Origin of the sequence: Streptomyces sp. NPDC059002, assembly GCF_042740435.1 — a bacterium.
Taxonomy (GTDB): Bacteria; Actinomycetota; Actinomycetes; order Streptomycetales; family Streptomycetaceae; genus Streptomyces.
Map to the genome: position 1 here is coordinate 1 of NZ_JBHYJI010000148.1, position 2001 is coordinate 2001.

Consider the following 2001-nt stretch of genomic DNA (forward strand, 5'->3'; position numbering starts at 1 on the left):
CGGGGGCGGGGAGCGCGGCGCGGTCGAGCTTCCCGCTCGGTGTCGTGGGGAGTTCGGCCAGCGGCACGAGCGCCGACGGGACCATGTACTCCGGCAGTTGCTCCTGGAGCAGTTCCGTCAGCGCCGCCACGTCGAGGCTCTCCGGGTCCGCCTTGCCGCCGGGCACCACGTACGCGACAAGGCGCTGGTCACCGTCGCGGTCCTCGCGCACCACGGCCACCGCGCTGCCGACCTCCGGGTGCGCGGTCAGCGCCGACTCGATCTCACCCAGCTCGATGCGCAGGCCGCGGATCTTGACCTGGAAGTCACTCCGGTCGATGTACTCGAGCCGCCCTTCCTCGTTCCACCGCACCACGTCGCCGGTGCGGTACATCCGGGTGCCCGGCGCACCGTAGAGACCGGCGACGAACCGTTGCGCGGTCAGCGCGGACTGCCCGAGATAGCCCCTGGCCAGCGCGGCACCGGCCAGGTACAGCTCACCGGCGCAGCCCGGTGCGACCGGGCGCAGCGCCTCGTCGAGCACGTACACCTGGGTGTTCCAGATCGGCAGACCGATCGGCACCCGGTCCGCGCCCGGCACGTGCTGCCACGCCGTGACCTCCACCGACGCCTCGGTGGGCCCGTAGAGGTTGTACGCGACGCAGTCGGGCAGCAGCTCGGCGAACCTGTTGGCCAGCGCGGCCGGGAACGGCTCGGCACCGACCTCGACCCAGCGCAGGCTGCTGCACTGCTTCGCCGTGGGCTCGTCCACGAACGCCGCCAGCAGGGAGGACACGAAGACCGCGCCGGTCACCCGCTCCCGCTGGATCAGCTCGGCCAGATACGCCGGGTCCCTGCGCCCGTCCGGACGCGCGATCACCACGGCTGCCCCGGTCTGCAAGGGCGCGAACATCTCCGGCATCGACGCGTCGAAGCTGGGCGCCGTGCTGAACAGCACCCGGTCGTCGGCCGTGACACCGAAGTGCGACAGGCCCCACTTGAGCCGGTTCATGATCGACCGGTGCGAGATCTGCACGCCCTTGGGGCCACCGGTGGAGCCGGAGGTGAAGATGACGTACGCGATGTTGTCCGGCGCAAGACCACGTTGCGGGTTGGTCTCCGGGAACCCGGACACGTCCGGCAGCTCTTCCTCAAGGACCAGCAGCGGCTTGGCGCTGTCGAGCATGTGCCGCACCCGGTCCCCGGGCAGCTCGGGGTCCACGGGCACATAGACCGCGCCCGCCTTGACCACCGCGCAGGCCGCCACCATCAGCTCGACCGAGCGGGGAATGCGCACGGCGACAGGCTGTTCGGGACCCGCGCCCTGTTCGATGAGCCAGTGGGCGAGCCGGTTGGCGCGCCGGTTGAACTCCTCGTACGTCAGTGTCTCGCGCTCACCGATCACGGCGACGCGGTCCGGGGTGCGGTCGGCCTGGGCCTCGAAGGCGCCCGGCAGGGTGTCCGCGGCCACGGTGTGCGCCGTCTCGTTGACGCCCCGCAGCAGCTGCTCCCGTTCCTCGTCCGAGAGCACCTCGATCGCGCCGACCGGCACCGTCGGGTCGGCGAGCACCTGGTCGAGGACCCGGACGAGCCGGGCTGCGACGGCCTCGGCCGCCTCGAAGTCGTAGAGGTTCTTCTGGTAGTCGAGGGAGAGCCGCAGATAGGGGTCGACGGCGGCGAGGGCCAGCGCGTAGTGCGCGCCCGCGATCGGCCGGATGCCGTCGATCGTGAGCCCCGCCGACGCGTTCGCGTCGACGATGCCCTCGCGGTCCATCGGGTAGTTCTCGAACCCGATGAACGTGTCGAACAGGGCGGGCAGACCGGAGTCCCGCTGGATGTCGGCGAGCCCGTAGTAGTGGTGGTCGAGCAGCGCCATCTGCCGGTCCTGCAAGCCGGTCACCACGTCGGCCACGCTCTGCTGCGGCCGGCAGAACACCCTGATCGGCAGGGTGTTGATGAACAGGCCCACCATCTCGTCCGAACCGACCAGGTCGGCCGGGCGGCCGTTGACGGCGGCGCCGA

1 protein-coding gene is annotated in these 2001 nt (G+C 71.2%); it reads right to left on the bottom strand.

Annotated features, from left to right (window positions below; genetic code table 11):
• The coding region (locus ACFWZ2_RS43550; RefSeq protein WP_384555349.1) for an amino acid adenylation domain-containing protein at positions 1–2001 on the bottom strand (2001 nt) is incomplete at both ends.